This is a genomic window from Actinomadura sp. NPDC000600, assembly GCF_040492135.1.
Classification (GTDB): Bacteria; Actinomycetota; Actinomycetes; order Streptosporangiales; family Streptosporangiaceae; genus Spirillospora.
This window is the reverse complement of record NZ_JBEUPD010000001.1, coordinates 109,449-128,820: the sequence shown is the minus strand read 5'-3', so window position 1 is coordinate 128,820 and position 19,372 is coordinate 109,449. Positions and strand designations below refer to the sequence as shown.

Here is a 19,372-nt window from a genome sequence, read left to right as displayed (position 1 = left end):
GCAGCCTGGACGAAGGCCGAACTACGCCGCCGGGCGTACTCGACGTGCCGCCCCTGGTGGGACGTGCCCCGCAGAACCGGCGAGCCACGATGACGGCCGAAAGGAGAAACGATGAACCACCTTGGACGGAACGTACAGGCGGCATTGCTTCTGGCGGCCGCCACCGGCATCGGGACCGTGTTCGCGGGCGCCCCCGCCGCGAGCGCCGAGCCCCGCACGGAGCCGGTGACCGCGTGGGCCGGCCACAACGCCGCGGCCCTGCGCACCCTCGACCCCGCGGCGCCCCTGGACGACCAGGCGCCGCTGCTGCGCTCGATCGGCGGCGCGACCGTCGTCGGCCTCGGCGAGTCGGTGCACGGCACCCGCGAGGAGACGCGGCTCAAGCACCGCACGCTCCGCCTCCTGGTCGAGCGGCTCGGCTTCCGGTCCGTGGCGTGGGAGGAGGACTGGACGACGGGCGTCCAGATCGACCGGTACATCCGGACGGGCGAAGGGGACCTGGACGCGCTGATGCAGCGGATGCTCCCCCAGTACCAGACCCGCGAGGTCGCCGATGTGCTGCGCTGGCTCCGCGACTTCAACGCGGGCCGAGCCGACAAGGTGCGTTTCGTCGGTGTGGAGTACTTCCTCACCGGCCTGCCGGCCTACGACGCCGTCCGGGCCCATGTCACCGCGACCGCGCCGGACCGCCTCCCCGAACTTCGGCGGCACCTGCGCTTCCTCCGGCCCCGGACTTCGGACGTGTGGGAGTACGTCATGAAGTACAGAGAGGTGGAGGACAAGCGGCCGTACGTCCGCCACGCCCGCGCGATGTACGACCTGGTCGAAGGGCTGCCGCATCGGCCGGGAGACCGAGCGCACGCCCTGGCCGTGCACAACGCCCGGCAGATCCTCTCGTTCTACGAGCACTACAACCTGCCGGAGCCCGACCAGCACGCCTACAGGGACGCCCACGCGGCGCGGAACCTGAAATGGTGGCGCGGGTTCAGCGGCGACAAGATCGCGTACTGGGCGGCCTCCCCGCACACCGCCGACGCGCCCCGGATGCGCATCGTCGGGCCGCCCGAACCGGACATGCGCTTCGCCGCCGCAGGTTCGTACCTGCGCCGCTGGTACGGCCCGCGCTACCGGTCGATCGGCTTCACCTTCGACCACGGGACGGTGAGCCTCGGCGGCGGTCGGACCGCGCCCATGCCGCGCCCCGCCCCGAACTGGTTCGAGCGCCCCTTCGGAGGCGTCCGCACCGCGCAGTTCACCATCGACCTGCGCACACCGGCTCCCCCGCCGGTGCGCAGATGGCTGGACGCCCCCGTCCAGACCCGGGGCCTGCCCCACACCGGCCCCGGGTCCTACATGGACGGCGGCACGCTGCGGCAGTGGTTCGACGTGATCGTCCACCGCCAGGAGGTCACTCCCGCCACACCGATCACGACGTCTTCGTGAGCTTGGCGAAGTCGGGCGCGTAGACGGCCATCCAGTGCGGGTGCAGCCGGTAGTAGACGATGTCGTTGTCCCAGTCGAAGGCGTCCTCACCGTAGAAGCCCTTGAAGTAGGCGAGCAGGTCCGGCCAGTCCGCGGCGGGCTCGCCGCCGGGAGGGTTGAGGATCTCCACCGTTCCGTGGGTGAACACGCCCAGGTCCTCCCCGCGCATGTGCGCCGCGCTGACGGCGGGGCGGGCGGCCATATGGCGGGCCTTGGCCGCGTCGCGCGCCGTGCCGAAGTGCCACTTCCCGTGCAGGAAGTGCCCGTCCACGCCACTGATCCGCGGCTCTCCCTTGGCGGTCACCGTGGACAGCGCGAGGGTGCACATGCCGGTGAGGACCTGGCAGAGCTGCTCCGCGGTCAGCGACCTCTCCTCATTGATGATCGACCGCAGATGCGAGGTGGAGCGGGAGAGGGAGTCGTCCAGAAGGGCCTGGAGCTCTGTGAGTTCTTCTTGGGTTTCACGCATGGCAGGTCCTTGTCGATAGGCCCGGCCCACGTCCTCCCGCGCCGACCGGTGCCCCCATGCTTCCCCGAAATCCTGACAGCCCACGTCATGTTTCGCGCCGCTCCACGATCGAGGGGAACCTGACCCGACGGGCCGGCGGTCACTGGGGACTTCCCCACTCCTGCCCTGGAGCCGGCCGAGAACCTGGACTTCGGTCGGGGGTCGGCAGGGCCGGTACGGGAGGTGCACACACTCGGTGGGGGCCGGGTTGTGTGGAGGACTTCCATTTCCCGTCATCGGTGCCGCGTTTATGTTCCGGAACGTCGGCATGTGACCGGCGTCACTCCCACCCCCTGGAGGTCGCGCCCATGAGAAGACCCCTGCTCCCCTGGTCGGCCATCACCCTGCTCGCCCTGCTCAGCGCTCTGGTGGTGGCGTTCCCGAGCCCCGCTCGCGCCGCAAGTCTCACGCAGGTCACCGGATTCGGCTCCAACCCCGGCAACCTGTCCATGTACGCCTACCGTCCGGACGGCCTGCCGTCCGGGGCGCCGCTCGTGGTGGCGATGCACGGCTGCACCCAGAATGCCCGCGACTACTTCGACCATTCCGGCTGGTCCAAGTACGCCGACCTGTGGAAATTCGCACTCGTGCTTCCCGAGCAGAAGAGCGCCAACAACTACAACTCCTGTTTCAACTGGTTCCAGACCGGTGACACCGCGCGGGGGCAGGGCGAAGCGCTGTCGATCAAGCAGATGGTCGACTACGCCGTCGCCCAGTACGGCAGCGCCCCGAGCCGGGTCTACGTGACCGGCCTGTCCGCCGGGGGCGCGATGACCGCCGTCATGCTCGCCGCCTACCCGGACACCTTCGCCGGGGGCGCGGTGATGAGCGGGATCGCCTACGGCTGCGGCACCGACCTGACGAGCGGCACCCTGTGCCTCACCTCCCAGAAGGGCTACAGCCCGCAGCAGTGGGGGGACAAGGTCCGCGCCGCCTACCCCGGCTACTCCGGCTCCTACCCCCGCGTGTCGATCTGGCAGGGCACGAGCGACACGACCGTGTACCCCTTCAACGCGGACCAGCTCCGCGACCAGTGGACCAACGTGTGGGGCGTCTCCCAGACCGCGAGCCGGACATCGAGCCTGCCGGGCGGCACCACCCTGAAGGAGTACGACGACTCCACCGGCAAGCCGGCCGTCCGGCTGTACACGATCAGCGGGATGGCGCACGGCCTGCCCGTGGACCCGGGCTCGGGGGCCGACCAGTGCGGCACGACCGGGCAGTACTACCTGGACACGATCTGCTCCACCTACCGCATCGCCGAGACCTGGGGCCTGGACGGCGGCCAGGAACCTCCCACCGGCCTGCCCGCACCGACCGGGCTCACCGTGAGCGGCACCACCGACACGACCGTCTCCCTCTCGTGGAACGCCGTCAGCGGCGCGTCTGGATACAACGTCTACCGTGACGGCACCAAGGTGACCGCGTCGCCGGTGACCGGAACGACCCACACCGACACCGGCCTGACCGCAGGGACGGGCTACTCGTACGCGGTGGCCGCCGTGGACTCCGGCGGCGCCGAGGGCGGACGGTCGGCCACCGTCTCCGCGACCACGACCGGAGGCTCGTCCGGCCAGTGCGTGCGGGCGAGCAACTACGCGCACACCGTCGCCGGCCGCGCCTACGTCCAGGTCGGACTGACCTACGCCCGGGGATCGGGCCAGGCCATGGGCCTCTGGAACGTCCTCACCTACCACTCGCTTCGCGAGACCGGTCCCGACTACTGGGTCCTCGCCGACGGAGAGTGCTGACCGAACGCCCTCACCGGACGGGTCCGAGCCGGACGGCCCGGACCCGTCCACGACGGTCTCCCACCGCACCCGAGGCCCCGGGCGGCACCGAACCCCCGCCCCACCGGAACGTGACCGCCCACCCCGGTCCAGCGCTCGGCCCGCCGCGTCTACTTCACGGACGTCGCGTTGCGGGTCGCGATGGAGAAGGCGTTCATCGCGACTTCGAACTCCCGCATGCTCTGGTCGTCCGGAGCGAAGGCAAGAGTGGCATAGTCCCACTGGGCGTTCTTACGGCGCACTTTGGTGGGCGTCCACACCTCCAGCGGCTCCACGGAATTGACCACCTCGTTCGCCGCTATCTGCAGGGGGGCGTCGTTGAGCGTCCTGACCTTCGCCGCCGCGGCGTAGAACGCGGCGTACTCTGGAAGATCTCCATAAACGAGCGCTGACCTGCCAGCCTGCCGACGGGACGTTTCCTGGAGGAGCCTCAGGAGGTCTGCGTACTTCCTTGTCATTTCATCCGAAAGGCCATGCGTCCCGCGCGGATCACCGTAGTCGCCCCCGTGAGAGATGACGGTCTTCATGCTTTTCTTCTTGATCAGGCCCACGACCTTGGCATGGTATTTGATGGCCGCACCTGAGAACTCCCGAGACGTCTCGTCGATCCGCTTTCTCTCCTCGCTGGAGAGCTGACTGCGGTTCTGCCGGTCGTTCTGCGTGAGCGTGACGTAGGTGGTGACCGCGAGAGACCCGATCGAAACGACCGCGGACATGATCGCTATGAGCATGGCCTCGCTGAGCCCGCGCCGCGGCCCTTGACCGCGCGACTCGCCGGCACCGTCCGACTGATCTTCGTTCGACGGATTCGAATCGGGGAAAAGGCCCATGAGCGGTCTTTACCACTTCGGTACCGCCATCACACGGGGAGGCCCTGGTTTCCCGTGGTTACCCTGGCCGAACGTTTCCGATCCCGGTTGTCGATCCACGGCGACCAAGCCGACACGGCGAAGGATCTCACGGACCACATGGACTGATGCGTCCCTCCGCACGAGCAACCGACGCTCCGGCGCGGCGGCCCCGCCACGCCGGAGCAATCTTGCATCGACCGCGAACACGGTGCCCCTGAAGCGAGACGGCTCGCGCCTACCTACAATGCACGCCGGGCCTTAAAGGTCGAACTCGCCCGCCTTGATCCGCCCGACGAGCCCACCGAGAGCGTCACGGCCCACCCGCAAGGCGGGCCCGGAGGGGTCCCTGCTGTCCCGAATGCCGACGGAGCCGTCCAGAGAGGCCAGCTCGACGCACTGGCCGCCCTCACCGCCGCTGTAACTGCTCTTACGCCACGTGGCCTGCTTGCTCATGCACCCTCCACCAACGATCGGATCAGAGCCTCGGAGTCCACTGCCGTCAGGGCGGATTCCCTGATCGTTTCGAACCCTACCCCTAGCTCGGTCACTTGTAGGCCCGCCTCCAGAAGGCGGCCTCGGCCTCCCACGGATTCCTCGTAGCCGAGGTCGGGCTCTTTGTCGAAGGACAGCACAGTGAAACTGCTCTCCGGAAAGACTTGCGCGTTGGTCGGGATGACGTAGATCGAGATATTCGGCTCTTGGATCAGCTTGAGCAGTCGAGAGAGTTGCTGCCTGGTGGTTTCCAGGTCCCCCGCCACCTTCCGAAGAACTCCTTCTTCTAAGAGCACGACGACATTCGGCGGAAGCTCCTGTAGGAGGATCTCCTGTCGGCCCATTCGAGTGGCAACCAACTCCTCCACCTTGTCGGGCCGCCTCCCAGCTTTCACCACTGCTCTGGCGTAGTCCTCGGTTTGGAGCAGCCCGGGGATGTAGTTCTGGTTGTACATCCGGATCCGGGATGCTCGGGCCTCCTCCTCGACGTACTCCCAGAAGCCGGGCGGGAGGCCGGCCTCCTCGGCGATGCGCGGAAGCATCGCCTCGAAGAACTTCGGGATCTCGAACAGCGCGTCCATGGCGACCGAGAGCTTGGTGTTGGGACGGCGCTTCTTGGTCTCCACGAGGCCGACGAACTTGCCGGTGTACCCGACCTTCACACCGAGAGCCTCTTGCGAGAGACCCGCCCCCTCCCTCAGCCGCTTCATGTGGAAGAGGTAGAAGTCGAGGGCGGAGACCATGGGGTCGATATCGGACATACGCGAACCTCTCTGGCCACCTACACCACTTTGTAGGTGCACGGGGGGATCTGTAGGCGCGGTTCCATATCCGAGCGTAACTCGATGCTTGAGGATGTGCATCGAAAGAGGTGGAGACGCAAAGAAATTGGAAGCGCGATGCCCCCGCACATTTCCCCGAATAGTCGCAGTTCAGACATCCCGCACATCAGCCATGAGGACCCGCTCCCGTGCCCTCCGCGGCCCGAAGGGCGATGGGCCTGCCCCTACCTCTCCGAGCGAACCGGAAAGCCGACCGTCTTCACCCGAAGGCCGCTGGGGCAGGCCGAGGTCGAGTTCGGCCTTCAATCGTGCCTGGTAGCCGACTCATTAGAGCGGCTGAAGGTGCTCATGGAACGTGAGGACGAGAAGTACAGGGACTACCTCGTCCAAGCCAGACCATCCAGGGATACGGAGTAGGCGAGTTCCTCCCCGTCATCGCCTGGCGGTACTCGTCACAGGAAAGGCAGGTGATCCATCAAGCTCAACCCGCTTTGAGACGCGAAGCATGGGGAGGGCCCGGAATCTGACCCCTGGTCCGGGCCCCTCTCCCGAGCGCTTTACCTTTACACAGGAAGACGCGGACCATAAGAGCTTGCACACCCAGTGGCAGAGCACGCCCATTCCTGCGATGCAGTCGCGCGCCGACAACCACGCCGGCAACGCCACGCCACCCACAGCGCACCGCTCCCCCCGCACGCCAGAGGTACCGCCACAAGCAACAACGTCCACCGGCACCGCACCCACAGCGCCAGTGCCCGCTCCACCCCCAGCACCGGCACCCGCACCGCCAGCGGCCCCCGCACTGGCAGCCGCATCGCCAGCAGCCGCACCGCGCTGGCAGCCGCGCCGCCGACCGCAGCGCCAAGCGACCTGCGAGTACGGCGGCGCCGCCATGTCGCTGCTCGTGGTGCGGCCCGTCTTTCACAGGGTGACCGCGCTCGTCGATATCGTGCTGCGCCGCCCGTCCGAGGAGCACGCCGCCGCCGAGGAGGCGCGCTGGCGGACGCAGGTGCAGGCGATGGCCACCGAAGAGCGGACCAGGCGGGACCGCAAGATGCACGACTCACCGACCGCGACGCTCTCCGGCCTCGTCCTGTCGGCGAACAGCATGCCCGCCTGGGGCCGCAGAGGCCCCTCACCGCCGGCGGCCCGGTAGCCGCAACGGACCTCGCCCCCGGGCGCAGCGAACGACACACAGCCCAACGTGGAGCCGCTGAGCGCAGGAAGCCGGTCGTGAGAAATCAACCGCCCTGCCGGCACCTTCTCCGATCCCCGGGAAATCGAACCGACCGGACCAGGATCGGCGCGCCCTCAGGCCTCTACCGAAATAGTTGCCCACGTTAGGCGGCCCGACCGAAGGTGGTAAATGCCCCGGTTGGTCGCGGGCCGACGGTTCCCATCTCCGCGCTCCCCAGGTCCGCGCTCCCCATCTCCGCGCTCCCCAGGTCGACGGTCCGCGGCTCGACTCGTTGCGGCTCGACTCGTTGCGGCTCGACTCGTTGCGGCTCGACTCGTTGCGGCTCGGCTGTTCGTGGGTTGGTGGTGGGTGGGTGGGTTGTTGGTGTGCCGGGTGGGTGGAGTCGGTAGGTGTAGCGGCCGGTGGCGGGGTCGTGGGTGGTGTGGATGTGTTGGGGGTGGGTGTGTTTGTAGCGGTTGTGCCATCCGCAGCACAGGGCGAGTTGGTCGATGTCGGTGGGGCTGTCGCCCAGGGCCCATCCGTTGACGTGGTCGACCTCGCACAGCGTCCCGGGCACCTCGCAGCCCCGCACCGCGCAGGTCGAGTACAGGCTCTCCAGAACTTGGCGTTGGGCGGCGGTGGCGAAGCGGACCTTGTGCCCCAGATACAGCGGCGCGTTCCCGTTCCCCAGCAGGAGGGGTGAGACTCCGGCGGCCAGGGCGATGCGGCGGGCTTGGGGCGCGGGGATCGGTGTCCCGTCGGTGAGGCGGGCGGGTGCGTGGCCGCCGGTGAGGGTGTCCAGGTCGCATATGACGGTGACCTTGGTGGCCTTGTGCCCGCCCGACAGCACGCTGCTCAGTGCGGCGGCGGTGCGCTCGGGCAGGTCGCGGTGGTCGTCGGGCCCGGCCGGCTTGGCCAGCGGGCCCAGCGTGCCGTCCCAGACGGCGGCGTCCTCGGCGTTCAGCCAGCCCTTGATGTAGCGGCCGCCGTCCAGCGAGCGGGTGGAGTCGATCCAGGACCGCTCGTACCCGCGCTGCACCTCCTCGGGCGGCCGCTCGCGCCCGTCGCGCTCGGCGATCACCTCCCGGATACGCCGCCCGAACGCCGCCACCTTCCCCGCCGAGAACCCCTGCCCCACCATCTCCAGCAGCAGAGTCTCGGCCTTCGCGCAGTCGTCGTCATCCAAGCGGGTGACGGCGTCGGCCACGGTGGAGGCGTATCCGTAGGACAACTCGCCCGCGGCAAGCAGCGCGGTCACCTCGGGAAGCCGGTGGAGCTGGCGGGCCAGGGTGACGCGCTCCTTGGCGCGGGCATCGCGCATGCCCAGCCGCGACCGCAGCCACGCCTGGGTGGAGGGGAACCCCCAGCGGCGCGTCTCACTCGCCGCGTCCACGCGGGCGACGAACCCGGCCAACGCGGCCTCATGGGCGTCCGACGCCGCCGCTAACGTCTCGGCGAGTTCCATGCATGCGGCAGGTGATTCGGGCGCGGGACGGGTAGCGAGTTCGGCGGCGATCGCGGCGGCGGCGTTCACCAGTTCCTGGGTGGACGCCGCACCGAGATCCATATCCGTGACCGAACACATACACAGAGTATATCGAACAAATAATCGAATCGAGTCCCGTCGAGGGGCTCAATACTGTCGCCACCCGGATAGGCGGAGACCGACGAAGCGGGCATCTGACCCGCGAGGCCGAGGGCCCTGCGGCCCGTACGAGGTGGGGGCCAACGAGCATCTGCGCCCTGACCAGGGCACCGGCAAGGCCGCCGACGCCGTCTCCGGGATGCTCCGCACTGTCGTCCTGAACCAAGGCACCGACCCGGCCGCCTCTTCACTGACGTCCCGACAACCCGGACGGCCGTCCTCCACGACCACATCACCCCTGACCACGGGTTTCTCGGTCGGACGTACGGAGGGTCAGATCAAATAGACATCTGCGTCTGTAGACACATGTTGTGGCGGCCGCCGGTGGAAGAGTGGCCCTTGGTCGTTGGGCGCCCGTCGCCGGGATGTGGACGGCCGCCAGGCACGCGTGTGGTTCCGGACGCTTCTCGGGTGGTGAGACCGGGTTGGACGAGAGTGCGAACGATCGCGGACGGGGTTCAGGCGGTCCGAGGTACCAGGTCAGCATCGAGGGCGACGTGGACGGCCCGGTGGTGGTGGGCGACTACGCCCTGGTCGTCGACGCGAGGTACGGCTCGACGGTCCGGATGGTCACCGAGCGGGAGCGCCCCGCGCCAATCCGGCGCGAGGCGATACGGCTGCTGCCGCGGCGGCGGCCGGTGCCGCTGGGGCGATCCGCCGAAGTTGCGGCCCTGTGCCGGGCGGTCGGGGACGGGGGGCTGATCCAGGTCTACGGTCCGCCGGGCATCGGCACGAGCACCCTGATCCGGCACGTGGCGTCGGAGACGGAGGGAGCCGGGGTGGTCTACCTCGACGCCCGGTACCGCGAGACCGACGACCTCGCCCAAGAGATCTTCGAGGCGTGCTACGAGACCGGTGGCTACGTGCCGTCCGCCGCGGAACTGCGCCGCCTGATGGCCGGTGTCGCGGTGACCGTCTACCTCGACAACGCCGACCTCACACGTGACCAGATCATCGCTCTGGCCGACAGCGCCCCAGACGCGACACTCGTCTTCACCGGTCACCAGAGGGTCCTGCTGGGGGACGACGGTTTCGCGCTGGAGCTCGGTGGACTCGCTCGAACCACGGGCATGGAACTGCTCGCGCGAGAACTGGGCACGCTGCCTCCCAGTGAGGAGGCAACGGCCGTCGCCCTGTGCGACGTCGCGGGAGGCCGGCCGTTACCCCTGCTGCGCGCCGCCGCGCTTGCCCGGGCCGCGGAGGACGCCGATATCCGGCTGCCTCGCCCAGGACACGTGGCCGAGCTGATCCCCCTGGTCCTCGGCCGGTTGGACGAGCCGGCGACCAACGCGCTGCATCTGCTGGCGACGTTCGGCGCCGCCGTGGACGCCTCCGACGTCCGCGGGCTCACCGGCAGAGCGGACGCGGCCGAACTGTGCGACCGGTTGGTCCGCCTCGGGCTCGCCACCGCCGAGGAGGGCGGCTACCGGTGCCTCCCCGACGTCTTCCCGCTGATCGTTCAGCTGCGGCCCGCGCCCTTCCCCGCGGATCAGATCTGGCACTACTACGCCACGTGGCTGAACCGGCCCGGCACCACACCCGACCAGGTGGCCGTCCGCAGCAGGGTCCTGGAACGCGCGGTGGAGCTGACGCTGTCGGCCGGTCGACCGGACGCCGCCGTACGGCTGGCCCGGGCGGCGGAGCCGTTGCTGGCGCGCTCGCGGCGGCTCGACGCGTGGGCCCGGATGCTGGGCCTCGGCTACAAGGCGGCGGAGGCTGCAGGAGACGAGGGCGCCAAGGCGTACTTCCTGCACGAGGAGGGGGTCCGCAGCCTGCTCCGCGGGCGCCGGGTCGTCGCGGCCATGCTGATCGGCGCGGCCTTCCAGCTATGGCGGGTCCTCGGCAATGAGCACGGGACGGCCGCCGCCCAGCACGTCGCCCCGTTCCTGCCATCGCCTTCCACCCCGCCTCCGGTCGCCCCCGGGGCGACGCCCGACTCCCTCGCAGGGCAGAACTCCCTGGCCGGGCACAATGCCCCTGCCGGGCACAACTCCCCGGCAGGGCACGATCCCGTAGCAGCGCATCACTCCATGACTGCACACAGCTCTTTGGCAGGGCATGGCTCCAGTGCGATGCCAGGGGCCGCGCCATCACCCGCCTCGCATATGGCGAGCCTGGCGCCCGGCCCGCCACCGCCCGCTCCCGTTCCAACCCTGCCGAGCCTTCCCGCCGGCGCGGCGGCGACCAATGCAAGTGCCGCCGGTGCCATGCCCCATACCGCGGCGGGAGTTGCGACCCACGGGTCTGCGGCCGCCGGGACGGCGGTGTCGGGTGCCGCCGGAGGCCTGGCGTCAACGGTCGTCGGTGCGGGCCTGGCCGCAAAGACCGCCGCCCTCGTCGGCCTCGTGGTGGCACTGGTCATCGGCGCGGCGGTCGTGAACGTCGCCTCCCAAGTGATCACGCGGCAGGGCGGTCCGTCGGAGCCGACCGGGCTCGCGGGAAACTGGAACACCGGCCAAGGACCGGTAACGGTCGCCGCCACCGGCGGGGACTCATACCTCATCAAATCCCGGTGTGACGGAGATCTGAACATCACCGGCAGCGGCGGTTCCTACCACGCCCAGGTACCAGTGCACGACAGACGATGCACTGGCTCTGTGCTGGGGACGGCGACGCTCACGATAGTCGTCACCCCGGACGGCTCTACGGCAAACGTCACAGCGACTTCCCAAGTCCCCAGCTTCGAATGCTTTATTTGCGGGCGATGGACACGCATGCCCTCGAACTAGTCACGAAAGCGACCCGATCAGTGCGGAGGTTTCCATGGCGAGGTCCGATGGCGGGCATTCCTTGAAGATCGGCGGAAGCGTGGCCGGCCCGGTGGTCGTCGGCGACCACGCCATCGTCGACGTGCGGCAAGCCGGTGGAGGCGGCACCGAGCGCAGCGCGCCTGCGGCTCCGGCCGCCCAGCCGCCGGCGCACCGGCCGCTCCTGGTGGTCGACATCGAGCGTTCGGCAGGTCGCGGCGCCGCCGCGCAGGAGGCCATCAGGAAGGCGCTCCTGTCCCTGCTCCGCGCGTCGTTCAACGAGAGCGGGATCGACTGGGAGCGGTGCCGGGTCGATGACCTGGGCGACGGTTTCAGGGTCGCGGCCCCCGGCGACACTCCGAAGAGCCGGATGGTGTATCCGCTGCTCCAGGACCTCGCGAACCGCCTCCGCGCCCACAACGTCCAATCCCGGCCGCTGACGCAGATCCGGCTCAGGGTGGCCCTCCATGCCGGAGATGTCGCCATAGATGACATGGGTACGGCCACCGGCCGTCCGCTGGAGATCCTCGCCCGGCTGCTCGACGCCGCACCGCTTCGCACGGCCCTCGCGCAGGCACCGGAGTCCGTCCCGGCGGCGGCTCTGCTGTCCCGCCACTTCTACGAGGAGACCGTGCCGAACGGCTACCCCGGCATCGATCCGGCGGCCTTCCAGCGCGTCGACTTCACCACCAAGGAGTATTCAGCCGACGCGTGGCTCCATATCCCACGGGCCTAGAAAAGGCGCCGTGGCACACCGACTGCTTCTGGCTCGTCAGGGGAGTTTGCGGATTTCCTCTATTACGGCCGGCATCGTCTCGTTGTTGTGGCGGATCCAGTCGAGGAGGAGGGCGATCTGCTCGTCGGTGTAGGTGTCCAGGCGGTCGCGGAAGGCGCGGCCTATGGGTTCGAAGTAGCGGGCGAACTGGGCGACGTTCTCCTCGACCAGTTCGACGATCACGCGGCGGCGGTCGTCGGGGTCGCGGGTGCGGCGGACGTAGCCGGCGCGCTCCAGGCGGTCGATGACGGCGGTGATCGCGCCGCCGGTCGTGATGCCCATGAGCTGCGCGAGCTGGCCGGGGGTCTGGGGGCCGTCCAGCGTCAGCGCGTTGACGCACTGCGCGTCGGTGACGTTCATGCCCGCCTTGCTCGCGGTGGCATGGTGCAGCAGCACCGTGAACATCGTGCTGCGCTGCATCGCCATCTGCAGCTCGCCCGCCATCCGGTCGCGTTCCGGGGTCGACACGCCTGAGACCTCTCTCCCTTTTTCTCTCATATAGAGACACTCATTTCAAGAGCGACTCTCTGAGGGAGATTCTACCGACCCCGCCCGGGAGGGGACCAGGCGGGACGGCGACGGCGTGTGGCGCAGCCGACACGCGTCAATGATCCCACCACACCCGGACGGCCCCTACGCTGGTCTTTGTTAGGACCACTAACAGAGGTCCGCTCCTGGCCCCGGATCCCACGAAGGTTCGGGGCCGACCTCTGTCCGGCGCCCGCCGCTACCTGGCCTCCTCCGCGACCTGCTTCGCCCAGCGGTAGTCGGCCTTGCCGGCCGGGGATCGCTTCATCTCCGCGACGAACGCGTAGACGCGCGGCACCTTGTAGCCCGACAGCTCCCTGCGGCAGTGCTCGTCCAGCTCCGCATCGGACGGACGTTCCCCGGAGGGCTGGATCACCGCCGCGACGCGGTTCCCCCAGCGCTCGTCCGGGATGCCCGTCACGACCGCGTCGTAGACGCCCGGGTGGCCCTTGAGGACGGCCTCGACCTCCTCCGGGAACACCTTCTCGCCGCCGGTGTTGATGGCCTGCGAGCCGCGGCCGTACACGGCGATCGAGCCGTCCTCCTCCACGGTCGCGATGTCGCCGGTGAGGAGCCAGCGCTTGCCGTCCACCACGGGGAACGTCCTGGCGGTCTTCTCCGGGTCGTTGTAGTAGCCCTGCGCGATGTAGCCGGTGCGGGCGACCTGGCCGATCACACCGGAGCCCGGCTTGACGGGCTGGAACGCGTCGTCCAGGACGGTGACGTTCTCCACGTCCGGCGCGAACCGCAGGCCCTTCTCCGGGGTGGACCCGGCGACCGCCTCGGCCGTCGAGCCCGACTCGGTGGAGCCGAAGCGGTCCAGGATCATCGTGTTCGGCAGCAGCTTCTGGATGCGGTCCCGGACCGTCCCGGTGAAGATCGCGCCGGTCGAGACGTAGGCCAGCAGGGACGAGGTGTCGTAGTCCCCGCGCGCCAGCTCCTCGGCCATCGGGATCGCCATCGCGTCCCCGGTGATCGTCACCGAGTTGACCTTCTCGCGCTCGATCGTCCGCCACACGTCGGCCGCGTCGAACTTGCGCGTGTAGACGAGCGTCGCGCCCATGAACCAGGCGATCCAGGTGGCCATCTGGGCGGCGCCGTGCATGAGCGGCGCGATCGGCATCATGGTCATCGGCCCGCCGTTGCGGGCGTTGTCGACCACGTCCTCCGGCCTGGTCGGGCGCGGGTACGTCGGGTTCCAGAACGCGAGCAGCATCTGCTCGGTCGTCCACATGACGCCCTTGGGCATCCCGGTCGTCCCGCCGGTGTAGATGATGTAGACGTCGTCCTTGGAACGCGCCGGGAAGCCGCGCGCTCCGGAGGCGTCCTTCAAGGCCTCGTCGTAGGCGACCGCCCCCGGGATGGACGGCGTGCCGCCCACCGCGACGAGGTGCCGCAGCTCGGGCGCGTCCGGGACGGTCGCCGCGACGCGGTCCTCGAACTCCACGTCGTACAGCAGCGCGACGCTGTCGGAGTCCCGGTACACGTAGAGCAGCTCGCTCTCCACGTACCGGTAGTTGACGTTGATGGGCACGGCCCGGATCTTCAGCGCGGCCAGCAGCGCGGCGGCGTACTCGACGCCGTTGTAGAGCTGGACGGCGACGTGCTGGCCGGGGCGCACCCCCGCGTCCGCCAGATGGTGCGCGAGGCGGTTCGCGTGCTCGTCCAGCTCGGCGTAGGTGAGCCGCCGGTCGCCGCACACCAGGGCGAGGCGGTCCCCGATCGCGTCCGCGACACCCTCGAACAGGTCAGCGTGGTTGAACTCCATCGGACGGACCTCCGGGAATCAGGGTTTGTCGCTGCCGACGATCCACATGGCGAAGAACTGGGCTCCGCCGCCGTAGGCGTGGCCGAGCGCGCGCCGCGCGCCGTCCACCTGGTGCTCGCCCGCCTGGCCGCGCACCTGCAGCGCCGCCTCGGCGAACCGGATCATCCCGGACGCCCCGATCGGGTTGGACGACAGGACGCCGCCGGACGGGTTCCACGGGATGTCGCCGTCCAGTGCCGTCGCGCCCGCCTCGGTGAGCTTCCAGCCCTCGCTCTCGCCGCAGAACCCGAGGTTCTCCAGCCACATCGGCTCGTACCAGGAGAACGGGACGTACACCTCGGCGCAGTCGAGTTCGCGGCGCGGGTCGGAGATGCCGGCCTGCCGGTACACGTCCGCCGCCGCGTCCTTGCCGCCCTGCGGGCTCACGGTGTCGCGCCCCGCGAACTGCATCGGCTCCGAGCGCATCGACGTGCCGTGCACCCACGCGGGCGGGGCGGGCGCCTTCTTCGCCGCGTCCTCCGAGGCCAGAACCATCGCGCACGCGCCGTCGGACGACGGGCACGTCTCCAGGTAGCGGATCGGCTCCCACAGCATGGGCGTCGACTCGACCATCTCGCGGGAGATGCCGGGGATCTTCAGGTGCGCGTACGGGTTCTTCAGCGCGTTCTGCCGGTCCTTGACCGCGACGAGCGTCCCGATGTGGTCGGGGGCGCCCGACCGGCGCATGTAGGCGCGGATGTGCGGCGCGAAGTAGCCGCCCGCGCCCACGACCAGCGACGTCGTGAACGGCGAGTTCACGGTCAGCGCCCACGTCGCGTTCGACTCCGACTGCTTCTCCCACGCGATCGTGAGGACGCGGTCGTGCACGCCGCCCTGGATCAGGCCCGCCGCGACGATGGCCGTGGAGCCCCCGACCGACCCCGCGGTGTGCACCCGCATGATCGGCTTGCCGGTCGCGCCGAGCGCCTCGGCGAGGAACGTCTCCGGCATCATCACGCCCTCGAACAGGTCGGGGGCCTTGCCGACGACGACCGCGTCGATGTCCTTCCAGGTGAGCTGCGCGTCCTCCAGCGCCCGCCGGGCCGCCTCGCGCAGCAGCCCCGCCATCGACACGTCCAGCCGCTTGGTCTTGTACGCCGTCTGCCCGACGCCGATGATCGCGCAACGGTTAGCCATGGTTCTCTCCCGACAGGACGCAGACGAGGTTCTGCTGGAGGCAGGGGCCGGACGAGGCGTGCCCGAGCGCGCGGGACGCCGACCCGTCGTGGATGCGGGAGGCGGCCTCGCCGATCCGGATGAGGCCGGCGGCCATCATCGGGTTCGCCGACAGCGGCCCGCCAGACGGGTTGACCGCCACGTCCTCGCCCAGGCCGAGCGCCTCCCGGAGCATCAGCTCCTCGTGCGTGTACTGCGCGTGCAACTCGGCGACCTCGATCCCGGTCGCGCCCGCCTTCTCGCCCGCGAGGCGCGCCGACTCCGAGCGGCTCAGGTCGCGGACGCCCGGCGCGTGCGCCTCGGTGCGGTGGTCGATCCCGGTGATCCACGCCGGGCGCTCGCACAGCTCGCGGGCCCGGTCGCCCGCGGCGAGGACGATCGCGGCGGCGCCGTCGGTGATGGGCGCGACGTCGTAGGGGTGCAGCGGGGCGACGTCGTAGTCGTCGCCGTCCGGCTCGGGCAGGTGCAGCGCGAACGGGTTGCCGCGTCCGGCCTCGCGGGACCGCGCCGCGACGGCGCGCAGGTCGTCCTCCTTCGTACCCGACCGCTCCATGTAGGCGCGGGCCTGGAGCGCGGCCAGGGACACCGCGTCGATGCCGAGCGGCGCCAGGTGGTACGGGTCGAGCTGCTGGGTGAGGACGGCCCGGAGGTTGCCCTGCGACGACTTCCCGAACCCGTACACGAGCGCGGTGTCGATGTCGCCGTGCTGGAGCTTCACCCACGCCTCGTACAGCGCCCAGGCCGCGTCCATCTCGACGTGGCTCTCGGAGATCGGCGGCCACGCGCCGAGGGCGTCCAGCGCCGACACGAACGCGAACGGCGCGCCGGCGAGGTAGTCGCAGGACCCGGAGCAGGTGAAGCCGAACTGCTTCTGGCCCGTCCGCTCCTTGATCTCGGTGATGACGGGGGCGAGGATCTCGATCTCGGCCGTCCCCCGGTCCTCACCGCTGTGCTCGGTCTGCGCGAACGCGACCACGGCTACGGGACGAGGCATCACATGAAGTCCTTGATCTCTTCGAAGGGGACGTCGGGCTCGTCGATGGGCTCGAACCACTTGATGTTGCTCATCGACCGCTCCCACTCCTCCCGGGGCCGCCACGCCGCCTTCACCCGCATGCCCATCCGCACCTGGTCGGCCGGGATGCCCGCCACGAGCGTCAGCATCGTCAGGCCCGCGCCGTCCAGCAGGACGTAGGCGGACACGAACGGCACCTCGGGCGCGCGCGGGTCGGGGATGTTGTTGACCGCGAAGGTGGTGACGGTGCCGGTGTCGGGCAGCTCCACCTCCTCGGCGGTGGGGACGCCGTCGCGCGGGCACAGCCCCTTCATCGGGACGATGACCTGCTCGCACACCGGGCAGCGGTGGCCGAGGATCCGGCCTTCGGACATGCCCTCCAGGAAGCGCCGCAGAGCCTGGCCGCCCTTCAGCCGGTACTCCAGCCGCGTCGGCGCGTTGATCATCGTGACCTCGGGCTGGAAGCACTCGATGTCGCCGATCCCGCCCGTGCGCTCGGCCCGCCACCGGGGGCGGACCCGCATGCCCGTCTTGAGGAACTTCGGCGGTTTCGCGCCCTGCTCGAAGACGCCGAGGTCGAGGGCGTGCAGGAGCGCGGTGTCGGCGCCGTCCGGCCGGATCAGCGCCCAGGCGAACGGGCGGTCCAGCGGGTGCTCCTTCGCCGGGTGCGCCACCCACGACCAGGTCGTGACCGTCCCGACCGGGCCGACCTCGACGAACTCGTCCGTCACGTCCTCGCCGGTCTCCGGGTCGTACTCCGACGGCGGGACGAGGACCCTGCCGTCCGCCGTCCGCACGCCGACCAGCCGGCCGTCGCGCAGCTCGCTGAAGAAGCGGCCGATCACCGGGCCGACCGAGCGCGTGTAGCCGCCCGGGAACTCCAGGACGTGGTTCGGCTCAGACTGCGCGGTGGCTGCCTGCGCGGTGCTGCCTGCGGGCGCCGTGTCAGATGGCGCGGTGTCAGATGGCACTGTCGCGGTCCTTCCAGTACGGGTCCCTGAGCTTGCGCTTGAGGAGCTTGCCGTTGGGTTCGCGCGGCATCGTCTCGATGAAGTCGATGGTCCTCGGCCACTTCATCTTGGCCAGCCGCCCCTCAAGCGACGCGAGGATCTCCTCCGCGAGCGCCGGACCGGGCTCGACGCCCTCGGCGGGCTCCACGACGGCCTTGATCTGCTCGCCCCACTCCTCGTCCGGGATGCCGAACACGGCCACGTCCCCGACCTTGGGATGCAGGATGATCTCGTTCTCGATCTCGGCCGGGTAGATGTTCGCGCCGCCCGAGATGATCATGTCGGCCTTGCGGTCGGACAGGAACAGGAACCCGTCCTCGGTCAGGTACCCGATGTCGCCGACGGTGAAGTAGTCCTTGAGACGGTTCTTCTCCGTCTTCTCCTTGTCGCCCTTGTACTCGAACTCGACGCCGGCCATCTTCATGTAGATCGTGCCGTGCGTCCCGGTCGGGACGGGCTCGCCGTCGTCGTCGACGATCAGCAGCTCGCTGATCGGCCACGCGTTGCCGACCGTGCCGGGGTGGGCGCGCCAGTCGGCCGGGCTGGCGATCGTCCCGCCGCCCTCCGTCGCCGCGTAGTACTCCCAGATGCAGTCGCCCCACCAGTCGAGCATCTGCTGCTTGAGGGGCACCGGGCACGGCGCGGCCGCGTGGATCGCCCACTTCATGCTCGACACGTCGTACCGGGAACGGACGTCCTCCGGCAGCGACAGGAGCCGCTTGAAGTGCGTCGGCACCATGTGGGTGTTGCTGACGCGGTGCTCCTGGATCAGCCGCAGGGTCTCCTCGGCGTCCCACTTGTCCATGTAGACGAGCGTGTGGCCCATCTGGAGCGCCGTGCCCCCGAACTGGGTCACGGCCGTGTGGTAGTTCGGCGAGGTGACCAGGTGCGCCTGGTGCTCTCCACCGGCGGGGAGGCCCGGCGGGATGCCGAACATGCCGAGCAGGAACGTCATCAGCTCGGCGCTGTCGTCGGGGTCGATCCCGGCCAGCGCCCGCTTGACGCCCTTCGGCCGTCCGGTCGTCCCGGACGTGTAGTGCATCGTGGCGCCGTTGCTGCGGTCGTCCGGCAGCGTGTCGGGCTGCCCGTCGACCAGCTCCGCGACCGGCCGGAAGCCCTCGACCTCCCCGAACGCGAACCGCCGGTGGGCCTCGATCTCCTCGCCCGCCCGCGCGCCCTCGGCGGCGTACCGCTCGTGGACGAAGAACGCCTTGGCCTCGCTGTCGGCGACGATGTAGCCGATCTCCGGGCCGGTCAGATGCCAGTTGATCGGCGTGTAGTACCAGCCCGCCTGGAGCGCCGCCAGGTAGAGGACGACCCCGTCCGCGCCGTTCGGGACGAGCCCGCAGATGCCGTCGCCCTTCTCAAGGCCCAGCGCACGCAGGCCGTGGACGAGCCGGTTCGCGCGGGACAGCAGGTCGCCCGCCTTGTGTCGCGTCCCGTCCGGATCGACGGCGGCGACCCACTCGGGATCGGCCTGCGCCAGCCGCCAAAAGCCCAATGACCCCATCGGATCTCCCTACGTGAGCACACGGAGCACTGAAACCACAGAGAGCACAGAAACCACAGCGCGCCGACACCCGCTGA

General features: G+C 69.7%; 16 protein-coding genes. 5 read left to right on the top strand and 11 right to left on the bottom strand.

Features of this window, described 5'->3' with window-relative positions; all coding sequences use genetic code 11:
- Positions 1-111: 111 nt before the first annotated feature.
- Positions 112-1,443 carry an erythromycin esterase family protein gene (locus ABWI07_RS00525; protein ID WP_353817227.1) on the top strand — a complete coding sequence of 444 codons (1,332 nt, stop codon included), beginning with the start codon at positions 112-114 and terminating at the stop codon, positions 1,441-1,443.
- On the opposite strand, the gene ABWI07_RS00520 is transcribed toward ABWI07_RS00525, so the two are convergent.
- A complete protein-coding gene (locus ABWI07_RS00520) occupies positions 1,427-1,951 on the bottom strand; it encodes a pyridoxamine 5'-phosphate oxidase family protein (protein ID WP_353817225.1) in 525 nt (174 codons plus the stop codon). The two genes, ABWI07_RS00525 and ABWI07_RS00520, sit on opposite strands and share 17 nt — an antisense overlap.
- Positions 1,952-2,298: 347 nt before the next feature.
- Between ABWI07_RS00520 and ABWI07_RS00515 the strand changes: the two genes are divergently transcribed.
- Entirely contained in the window at positions 2,299-3,741 is a 1,443-nt protein-coding gene (locus tag ABWI07_RS00515; protein ID WP_353817224.1) for an extracellular catalytic domain type 1 short-chain-length polyhydroxyalkanoate depolymerase, read from the top strand.
- A 149-nt stretch (positions 3,742-3,890) separates the two neighbouring features.
- On the opposite strand, the gene ABWI07_RS00510 is transcribed toward ABWI07_RS00515, so the two are convergent.
- The 3 genes from ABWI07_RS00510 to ABWI07_RS00500 form a co-directional block, all read right to left on the bottom strand.
- Entirely contained in the window at positions 3,891-4,610 is a 720-nt protein-coding gene (locus tag ABWI07_RS00510) for a hypothetical protein (protein ID WP_353817223.1), read from the bottom strand.
- Between the two features lie 279 nt (positions 4,611-4,889).
- Entirely contained in the window at positions 4,890-5,084 is a 195-nt protein-coding gene (locus ABWI07_RS00505; protein WP_149259260.1) for a DUF397 domain-containing protein, read from the bottom strand.
- The gene (locus ABWI07_RS00500; RefSeq protein WP_353817222.1) at positions 5,081-5,884 is read right to left on the bottom strand and encodes a Scr1 family TA system antitoxin-like transcriptional regulator; all 804 of its coding nucleotides are present in this window, start codon (positions 5,882-5,884) and stop codon (positions 5,081-5,083) included. Before ABWI07_RS00500 ends, ABWI07_RS00505 begins: the two co-directional genes overlap by 4 nt.
- Positions 5,885-6,797: 913 nt before the next feature.
- Between ABWI07_RS00500 and ABWI07_RS00495 the strand changes: the two genes are divergently transcribed.
- Positions 6,798-7,061, top strand: a complete 264-nt coding sequence (locus ABWI07_RS00495) for a hypothetical protein (RefSeq protein ID WP_160160903.1) — start codon at positions 6,798-6,800, stop codon at positions 7,059-7,061.
- A gap of 184 nt (positions 7,062-7,245) precedes the next feature.
- Here ABWI07_RS00495 and ABWI07_RS00490 read toward each other — a convergent pair whose 3' ends face one another.
- Positions 7,246-8,649 carry an HNH endonuclease signature motif containing protein gene (locus tag ABWI07_RS00490; RefSeq protein WP_353817221.1) on the bottom strand — a complete coding sequence of 468 codons (1,404 nt, stop codon included), beginning with the start codon at positions 8,647-8,649 and terminating at the stop codon, positions 7,246-7,248.
- 575 nt (positions 8,650-9,224) lie between these two features.
- Here ABWI07_RS00490 and ABWI07_RS00485 point away from each other — a divergent pair.
- Both ABWI07_RS00485 and ABWI07_RS00480 read left to right on the top strand, forming a co-directional pair.
- Positions 9,225-11,456, top strand: coding sequence for a hypothetical protein (locus ABWI07_RS00485; protein ID WP_353817220.1), 2,232 nt, complete (start codon positions 9,225-9,227; stop codon positions 11,454-11,456).
- A 34-nt stretch (positions 11,457-11,490) separates the two neighbouring features.
- Positions 11,491-12,210, top strand: a complete 720-nt coding sequence (locus ABWI07_RS00480) for a hypothetical protein (protein ID WP_149259255.1) — start codon at positions 11,491-11,493, stop codon at positions 12,208-12,210.
- A 36-nt stretch (positions 12,211-12,246) separates the two neighbouring features.
- Here the strand turns inward: ABWI07_RS00480 and ABWI07_RS00475 are convergent, their stop codons facing one another.
- The 6 genes from ABWI07_RS00475 to ABWI07_RS00450 all read right to left on the bottom strand — a co-directional run bounded on the left by ABWI07_RS00475 (position 12,247) and on the right by ABWI07_RS00450 (position 19,295).
- Entirely contained in the window at positions 12,247-12,717 is a 471-nt protein-coding gene (locus ABWI07_RS00475; RefSeq protein ID WP_200841846.1) for a MarR family winged helix-turn-helix transcriptional regulator, read from the bottom strand.
- A 259-nt stretch (positions 12,718-12,976) separates the two neighbouring features.
- Positions 12,977-14,545, bottom strand: a complete 1,569-nt coding sequence (locus ABWI07_RS00470; RefSeq protein WP_149259254.1) for an acyl-CoA synthetase — start codon at positions 14,543-14,545, stop codon at positions 12,977-12,979.
- A gap of 18 nt (positions 14,546-14,563) precedes the next feature.
- Positions 14,564-15,721, bottom strand: coding sequence for a thiolase family protein (locus ABWI07_RS00465; RefSeq protein ID WP_149259253.1), 1,158 nt, complete (start codon positions 15,719-15,721; stop codon positions 14,564-14,566).
- The gene (locus ABWI07_RS00460) at positions 15,714-16,754 is read right to left on the bottom strand and encodes a thiolase family protein (protein WP_353817219.1); all 1,041 of its coding nucleotides are present in this window, start codon (positions 16,752-16,754) and stop codon (positions 15,714-15,716) included. Before ABWI07_RS00460 ends, ABWI07_RS00465 begins: the two co-directional genes overlap by 8 nt.
- Entirely contained in the window at positions 16,754-17,659 is a 906-nt protein-coding gene (locus ABWI07_RS00455) for an OB-fold domain-containing protein (RefSeq protein ID WP_500206188.1), read from the bottom strand. Before ABWI07_RS00455 ends, ABWI07_RS00460 begins: the two co-directional genes overlap by 1 nt.
- A gap of 76 nt (positions 17,660-17,735) precedes the next feature.
- Positions 17,736-19,295 (bottom strand): acyl-CoA synthetase, encoded by a 1,560-nt coding sequence (locus ABWI07_RS00450; protein ID WP_149259250.1) that lies wholly within the window; start codon positions 19,293-19,295, stop codon positions 17,736-17,738.
- Positions 19,296-19,372 lie beyond the last annotated feature (77 nt).

What these genes read in the sequence shown, in the direction of transcription:
- ABWI07_RS00525 (WP_353817227.1), top strand. Translation starts at nt 112, where the DNA reads ATGAACCACCTTGGACGGAACGTACAGGCGGCATTGCTTCTGGCGGCC.
- ABWI07_RS00520 (WP_353817225.1), bottom strand. Translation starts at nt 1,951, where the DNA reads ATGCGTGAAACCCAAGAAGAACTCACAGAGCTCCAGGCCCTTCTGGAC.
- ABWI07_RS00515 (WP_353817224.1), top strand. Translation starts at nt 2,299, where the DNA reads ATGAGAAGACCCCTGCTCCCCTGGTCGGCCATCACCCTGCTCGCCCTG.
- ABWI07_RS00510 (WP_353817223.1), bottom strand. Translation starts at nt 4,610, where the DNA reads ATGGGCCTTTTCCCCGATTCGAATCCGTCGAACGAAGATCAGTCGGAC.
- ABWI07_RS00505 (WP_149259260.1), bottom strand. Translation starts at nt 5,084, where the DNA reads ATGAGCAAGCAGGCCACGTGGCGTAAGAGCAGTTACAGCGGCGGTGAG.
- ABWI07_RS00500 (WP_353817222.1), bottom strand. Translation starts at nt 5,884, where the DNA reads ATGTCCGATATCGACCCCATGGTCTCCGCCCTCGACTTCTACCTCTTC.
- ABWI07_RS00495 (WP_160160903.1), top strand. Translation starts at nt 6,798, where the DNA reads ATGTCGCTGCTCGTGGTGCGGCCCGTCTTTCACAGGGTGACCGCGCTC.
- ABWI07_RS00490 (WP_353817221.1), bottom strand. Translation starts at nt 8,649, where the DNA reads ATGGATCTCGGTGCGGCGTCCACCCAGGAACTGGTGAACGCCGCCGCC.
- ABWI07_RS00480 (WP_149259255.1), top strand. Translation starts at nt 11,491, where the DNA reads ATGGCGAGGTCCGATGGCGGGCATTCCTTGAAGATCGGCGGAAGCGTG.
- ABWI07_RS00470 (WP_149259254.1), bottom strand. Translation starts at nt 14,545, where the DNA reads ATGGAGTTCAACCACGCTGACCTGTTCGAGGGTGTCGCGGACGCGATC.
- ABWI07_RS00465 (WP_149259253.1), bottom strand. Translation starts at nt 15,721, where the DNA reads ATGGCTAACCGTTGCGCGATCATCGGCGTCGGGCAGACGGCGTACAAG.
- ABWI07_RS00460 (WP_353817219.1), bottom strand. Translation starts at nt 16,754, where the DNA reads ATGCCTCGTCCCGTAGCCGTGGTCGCGTTCGCGCAGACCGAGCACAGC.
- ABWI07_RS00450 (WP_149259250.1), bottom strand. Translation starts at nt 19,295, where the DNA reads ATGGGGTCATTGGGCTTTTGGCGGCTGGCGCAGGCCGATCCCGAGTGG.